The organism is Paracoccus sp. (in: a-proteobacteria) (assembly GCF_030538655.1).
Classification (GTDB): Bacteria; Pseudomonadota; Alphaproteobacteria; order Rhodobacterales; family Rhodobacteraceae; genus Paracoccus.
In genome coordinates, this window is the sequence record NZ_JAUNTO010000011.1 from 105,757 (window position 1) to 112,525 (window position 6,769).

At 62.4% G+C, this 6,769-nt stretch carries 3 protein-coding genes and 1 CRISPR repeat array; of the genes, 2 read left to right on the forward strand and 1 reads right to left on the reverse strand.

Going from position 1 to position 6,769, the window contains the following annotated elements; all coding sequences use genetic code 11:
• Window positions 1–17: 17 nt before the first annotated feature.
• Window positions 18–950: a helix-turn-helix domain-containing protein gene (locus Q4G22_RS09385; protein WP_303385643.1), complete on the reverse strand. Its 933-nt coding sequence runs from the start codon at window positions 948–950 to the stop codon at window positions 18–20.
• 179 nt (window positions 951–1,129) lie between these two features.
• Here Q4G22_RS09385 and Q4G22_RS09390 point away from each other — a divergent pair, with 179 nt between their 5' ends.
• Complete coding sequence (locus Q4G22_RS09390) at window positions 1,130–2,530, forward strand: aldehyde dehydrogenase family protein (RefSeq protein WP_303385644.1); 1,401 nt, start codon at window positions 1,130–1,132, stop codon at window positions 2,528–2,530.
• 63 nt (window positions 2,531–2,593) lie between these two features.
• Window positions 2,594–4,681, forward strand: a complete 2,088-nt coding sequence (locus Q4G22_RS09395) for a PQQ-dependent dehydrogenase, methanol/ethanol family (protein ID WP_303385645.1) — start codon at window positions 2,594–2,596, stop codon at window positions 4,679–4,681.
• 351 nt (window positions 4,682–5,032) lie between these two features.
• Window positions 5,033–6,769: direct repeats of the CRISPR family, unit length 29 nt; unit sequence CGGCTCATCCCCGCGCATGCGGGGAACAG.

Consider the following 6,769-nt stretch of genomic DNA (forward strand, 5'->3'; position numbering starts at 1 on the left):
GGCCAAACATCAGCCCGTCATCTGTCCCGTGGGGCGGGCAGTGAATGTGACGCGGCCTCAACGAACCGGCGCGGCGTTTGGCCATATTCAGACCGGAAAGCACGGTTAAAGTTGGAAATGTCCCGAAACCCCGAGGCCAGCGCAATATCGGTGATCTGTGGTCTTTGCCTGCGCCGGCTGGCAATCCGCACCAATTCGGCAAACAGTTTCAGCCGCTGGCGGCGCAGCGCGCGCACAAAGCTGGTGTCATGGGCACTGAAATCACGTTCAAGCTGACGCGGCGATATGTCCAGACGCGCGGCCAGCCATGGCAGCGACAGATCCGGGTGGGTCACATGGGTTTCAATGGCGCGCATCGCCAGCGAAAAGCGGGTGGCACCGCGCAGCCCCGCCAAAGGCTGGCCACCGCCGCCGGGCTGAAACGCCAGCCGGACCAGATCAAACGTCTGATCCGGGTCGCCGGCCCGCGCACAGGGCTTGCCGCCGATCAGCCCGGTGATCTGCCGCCGCAACAGCCGTGCCGCCTGATTGCCGGTATCAATCGCTGCGCCCACACGCAGCGCCGGAACAGCCCCCGACAGCACCGCCGCGCGCGGCAGATGCACCGACAGCGCATGAGACACAGCCCCGTCATAGGCGATGGTCAGCGGTCGCGTGGAATCCAGCAGATACAGCATCCCCGGCGCCACAACGCTGCGTGTGCCCTCGGTTTCGATCAGGCTGCGCCCTTCGATCTGGACCAGCAGGAACAGATGTTCATGGTCATCAGAGCGGATGTCACGCAGACTGCGCCGGATCTGGCGGATGTCGCATCTGAAATCGGCCACATCCAGCGCGTTCAGCCGATGCGTGACGAAATGGCCGTTCACCGCCTTTTGCCGTGTGGCAGGAACCGGGTCGAAATAACCACAGGTCGCCCTCAGCGCGTCGCCCCAAGCGTCAAACTGCATATCCGTCCCTTGCCTCCCCGGCGGACCATAAGGGATGATGGCACCGCACCGGATCAGACTATCGCAACCCCATCAAAAGAGAAGCCCGCCAGAATCATCATTTTGGCGGAAAAGTCCAAGTTTGCGACGGCAAATACCCCTAGCCTGCCTTGATGCCATGCAGCTTAAGGGAGGAATGCATGACTGACTTTAGCCTTTTGATCGGCGGCAAGCTGGTTCCCGGCGACGCGACGATGGAGGTCATCAACCCCGCAACCGAAACCGTGCTGACCACCTGCCCGCGTGGATCGGCGGCGCAGATGGATCAGGCGGTGGCGGCGGCCAAGGCGGCCTATCCGGCATGGGCCGCCCGCCCGATCACCGAACGGCGCGAAATGCTGATGAAACTGGCCGATGCACTGGAATCGCAACAGGACGAATTTGCCCGCCTGCTGACGCAGGAACAGGGTAAGCCGCTGGCCGAGGCAACGGCAGAGATCATCTACTCCACCGTTTTTATCCGACAGCTGGCCGCGCAGGATTTACCGGTCAAGGTGATCGAGGACAGCGCCACCACGCGCATCGAACAGCACCGGATGCCTCTGGGCGTGGTGGGGGCGATCATCCCGTGGAATTTTCCGGTGCTGATTATCTGCTTCAAGATTCCCTGCGCCTTGCTGGCCGGGAATACGGTCGTCATCAAACCTGCCCCCACGACGCCACTGACCGCGCTGAAACTGGGCGAACTGGCCGCCGGGATTTTCCCCGCCGGGGTGGTGAATATCGTCACCGATATGAACGATCTGGGCGGGCAACTGACCACGCATCCCGATGTGGCCAAGGTGTCGTTCACCGGCTCGACCGAGACGGGGCGCAAGGTCATGGCCTCGGCCGCGAATACGCTGAAACGGCTGACGCTGGAGCTGGGTGGCAATGACGCGGCCATCGTGCTGCCCGGCGCTGACCCGGAAACCGTCGCGCCGGGCATCTTTGGCGGGGCGTTTATGAATGCCGGGCAGGTCTGCCTGGCGATCAAGCGCGCCTATGTCCATGATTCCATCTATGATGATGTGGTCGAGCGTCTGGCAAAGCTGGCGAATGACGCGGTGGTCGGCGACGGCTTGCAGCAAGGCACCACCATCGGTCCGCTGCAAAACAAGATGCAATATGAAAAGGTCAAGGGCTTTCTGGACGACGCCCGCAAGGATGGCCGCATCGTCGCGGGCGGGCAGCCGGTGGACGGCGCGGGCTATTTCATCACGCCGACCATCGTGGCCGACATCGACGACAACTCGCGCCTGGTGGCCGAGGAACAGTTCGGCCCGATCCTGCCTGTCGTGCGCTATACCGACCCCGAGGATGCGCTGACGCGCGCCAATGCCTCACCCTGGGGGCTGGGCGGGTCGGTCTGGGGCGACCGCGACACCGCGCGCGGCATCGCACTGCGCATGGAAAGCGGCACCGCCTGGGTGAACAAGCATCTGGACTTTGGTCCTCATGCCCCCTTCGGCGGGGCCAAGCAATCCGGCATCGGCGTCGAATTCGCCGAGGAAGGGCTGCACGAATTCACCCAAATCCATGTGGTGAACGAAGCCGTCTGACAACCATCGAGGCCGCGCCCATCTGCGCGGCCCACCCCTCAGATTGTGTTTTGGGAGGAGCACATGACCAAACAACCCCTGATGCTGGCCGTTTCCGTCGCCGCACTGACCGCAAGCATCGCAACCGCACAGGAAACCCGCAACCCCGTGGCCGGTCTGGACGAGGCGGCCATCATCGCCAATGCGTCCGACACGAAAGACTGGCCCAGTTACGGGCTGGATTATCAGGAAACCCGCTTTTCCAAGCTGGATCAGATCACATCGGAAAATGTCGCGGGCCTTGGGCTGGCGTGGTCCACCAGTCTGGATTCGCGCCGCGGGGTCGAGGCCACGCCCTTGATCGTGGACGGGGTGATGTATGTGTCATCATCATGGAGCATCGTTCACGCCATCGACGCCGTGACCGGGCGCGAATTGTGGCGCTATGACCCCGAAGTGCCCCATGAATACGCATCAAAGGGCTGCTGCGACGTGGTGAACCGGGGTGTCGCCGTTTACGATGGCAAGGTCTATGTCGGTGCCTTTGACGGCTGGCTGCACGCCATCGACGCTGCCACCGGACAGCAGTTGTGGAAGGTCGATACCATCGAAGACCGCGACAAAAGCTATACCATTACCGGCGCGCCACGGGTTTACAAAGGCAAGGTGATGATCGGCAATGGCGGCGCGGAAATGGGCGTGCGCGGCTATATCACCGCCTATGACGCGGACAGCGGCGATCAGGTCTGGCGCTTTTACACGGTGCCGGGCGACCCCTCGCAGCCCTTTGAAAGCAAGGCGATGGAGGATGCCGCCGCGACCTGGGACCCGGCAGGCGAATGGTGGAAGCTTGGCGGCGGCGGCACGGTCTGGGATTCGATGGCCTATGACCCCGATCTGGATCTGATGTACATCGGCGTCGGCAATGGCAGCCCGTGGAACGCCGCGCTGCGCAGCCCGGCGGGGGGCGACAACCTTTATCTTGGCTCGGTCGTGGCGCTGCGGCCCGATACCGGGGAATATGTCTGCCACTATCAGGAAACCCCGGCGGAAAACTGGGATTACACCTCGACGCAGCACATCATCCTGTCTGACATCGAATGGCAGGGCGAAACGCGCAAAGTGTTTATGCATGCGCCCAAGAACGGCTTTTTCTTCGTGGTGGATCGCACGAATTGCCAGTTCCTGTCGGCGGAACCCTTTGTCAAGGTGACATGGGCCAGCGGCTATGACGACAATGGCCGCCCGATCGAGAACCCGCAGGCGCGTTCGCCCGATGGCGAGGTGTGGGAAACCATCCCCTCGGCCTTTGGCGCGCATAACTGGCACCCGATGTCCTATAATCCGCAGACCGGGCTGGTCTATATCCCCGCGCAAGGCGTGCCGGGCGTGCAGCAGCCCGACCCCGACTGGCAGCCCGACACGCTGGCCCCCGACGCGCCGATGTCGGCGAATGGCTGGAATCTGGGTAAGCTCTTGTCCACCGGCATACCCAAGGCCACGCCCTATGGGCAATTGCTGGCATGGGACCCGGTGCGGCAGGCACCAGCGTGGCGGGTCGATTATGTCTCGCCCTGGAATGGCGGCACGCTGACCACGGCAGGCAATCTGGTCTTTCAGGGCACCGCAGATGGCCGCTTTGTCGCCTATGATGCGACGACGGGCGACATGCTGTGGCAATCGCCGGTCGGAACCGGCGTGGTCGCGGCCCCGGCGACCTGGGAAAAGGACGGGGTGCAATATGTGTCCATCGCGGTCGGTTGGGGTGGCGTTTACGGGCTGATGAACCGCGCCACCGAAGTTGCGGGGCCGGGGCGGGTCTATACGTTCCGCCTTGGCGGCACCGCGCCGATGCCGGAACTGAAGATGCGGCCCAAAGCGCAGATTGTTGAAGGTGTCCCCTATAATCCCGCGGATGTCGAGGCCGGGGCCAAGCTCTATGTCGCCTCTTGCCTGTTCTGTCATGGCGTGCCTGCCGTCGATAACGGCGGTGTCCTGCCCAACCTTGGTTATTCGACACGCGAAACAATCGAAGCGCTGCCAGAACTTGTCCTCAGCGACAGTTTTGTCTCTCTGGGAATGCCAAGTTTCCGCGACAAGCTGACCGAAGACGACCTTCAAAAAATTACCGCCTTCATCCAGAATACAGCCGAGGCCGTGAAAAATAACTGAGATATTTGAGGGAATGGGGGTTGGGGTTTATGCGCTTCCTATCAGGATGCTCTATTCCGCCTGTGGGAGTTAAATTCCAACACCCCCTATCCGCACCAACAGAAAGGAAATATATACAAAGCAAACCACCTCTGAAAACAGACATTGCCTTTCTACGCCATCACCATCAACGACGCGAAGCACCCCTGCCGCTGCAATTACATATCACACCCATAAGAACCAGGATTCGGTTGCGGTAAGCATAAATATTGTAAAATAAATAATATTATTAAGTTAAGTACTTTTCGCATTAAATTTCTAGTTTACTTGCGCGAATGCGAGGGAAAGATAGTAATATCATCCGGTCAATCCCGGCTCATCCCCGCGCATGCGGGGAACAGTTCTGACACAGGTCGCAATAGCGACAAGCAACCGGCTCATCCCCGCGCATGCGGGGAACAGCTCGCCCTGCACCACGCCAAGCCCCACTCCGTCGGCTCATCCCCGCGCATGCGGGGAACAGGACACACCGCGAGCATATGCTTCATTCTGCGCCGGCTCATCCCCGCGCATGCGGGGAACAGATCCTCCAAATATATATCTGCGGTTTGATCGTCGGCTCATCCCCGCGCATGCGGGGAACAGGGCACACCAAACGCGCCGTGGTTTTCGCCGCCAGGCTCATCCCCGCGCATGCGGGGAACAGGCCGTATCCAACGGATGATCGCGCTGTCCGAGCGGCTCATCCCCGCGCATGCGGGGAACAGGCGGTTGATTTTGGGGCGACAAAACCGAACGTCGGCTCATCCCCGCGCATGCGGGGAACAGCGTCGCGGCGTTATCCTCGAACATGCGCGACCCGGCTCATCCCCGCGCATGCGGGGAACAGCTTTTCATCAGCTAAAAAGGCGTCGCGATCAGCGGCTCATCCCCGCGCATGCGGGGAACAGGCTCTACGTCCATGCGTTTTAGATCGACGAGCCGGCTCATCCCCGCGCATGCGGGGAACAGGGTGGCATCGGCAAAATCAGTGCCGGTGGCTGCGGCTCATCCCCGCGCATGCGGGGAACAGACAGCTATGGCGCGCGCTGGTTCGATATGGCGTGGCTCATCCCCGCGCATGCGGGGAACAGCGCGCATAAAACGCATCGCGGTCGCCAAGGCCCGGCTCATCCCCGCGCATGCGGGGAACAGGCCGCGATTTCGTCGGGGGTCAGGCACTCGGTCGGCTCATCCCCGCGCATGCGGGGAACAGCAAAGCGGATCGCGCACCGACCGACCCGCCGTCGGCTCATCCCCGCGCATGCGGGGAACAGGGCGCGGGTAATGCCAACGGTTTCGGCTTTGCCGGCTCATCCCCGCGCATGCGGGGAACAGCGCACAGGCCGTCAGATCGGCACAATTACCCCCGGCTCATCCCCGCGCATGCGGGGAACAGTCTGATCACAACTACCAATCACCGATCACAGTCGGCTCATCCCCGCGCATGCGGGGAACAGCGCCCGGTCCGCAATGGATCACCTGCCCCCCGCGGCTCATCCCCGCGCATGCGGGGAACAGCAACGCTGGATGCGTTCCTGGGCAACGCCGCGCGGCTCATCCCCGCGCATGCGGGGAACAGTGAGCCTAAAAAAAAACTGACCCCGCCCGACGCGGCTCATCCCCGCGCATGCGGGGAACAGGTGATGCAACTGACTACCGCAGAAGAGGCCCGCGGCTCATCCCCGCGCATGCGGGGAACAGGGGTCGAGGTAGTCCCGCATGAAATTGGGCAGCGGCTCATCCCCGCGCATGCGGGGAACAGACCCCTCAGCACCAACCCCAGTAAAACCGGCGCGGCTCATCCCCGCGCATGCGGGGAACAGACACATTATTCTGGAATGACATCCTATTTCCCCGGCTCATCCCCGCGCATGCGGGGAACAGGGCGGCTGGATGTGATCCGCCCCGCCGTTGCGCGGCTCATCCCCGCGCATGCGGGGAACAGGCCCCACGGCCACGGCTCCCCGAGGACTCCCGTGGCTCATCCCCGCGCATGCGGGGAACAGCCCAACCAAACCCCGAAAGGAACCAAAATGACCGGCTCATCCCCGCGCATGCGGGGAACAG

Coding starts and splice junctions, on each gene's coding strand:
- Q4G22_RS09390 (WP_303385644.1), top strand. CDS start 1,130: ATGACTGACTTTAGCCTTTTGATCGGCGGCAAGCTGGTTCCCGGCGAC.
- Q4G22_RS09395 (WP_303385645.1), top strand. CDS start 2,594: ATGACCAAACAACCCCTGATGCTGGCCGTTTCCGTCGCCGCACTGACC.
- Q4G22_RS09385 (WP_303385643.1), bottom strand. CDS start 950: ATGCAGTTTGACGCTTGGGGCGACGCGCTGAGGGCGACCTGTGGTTAT.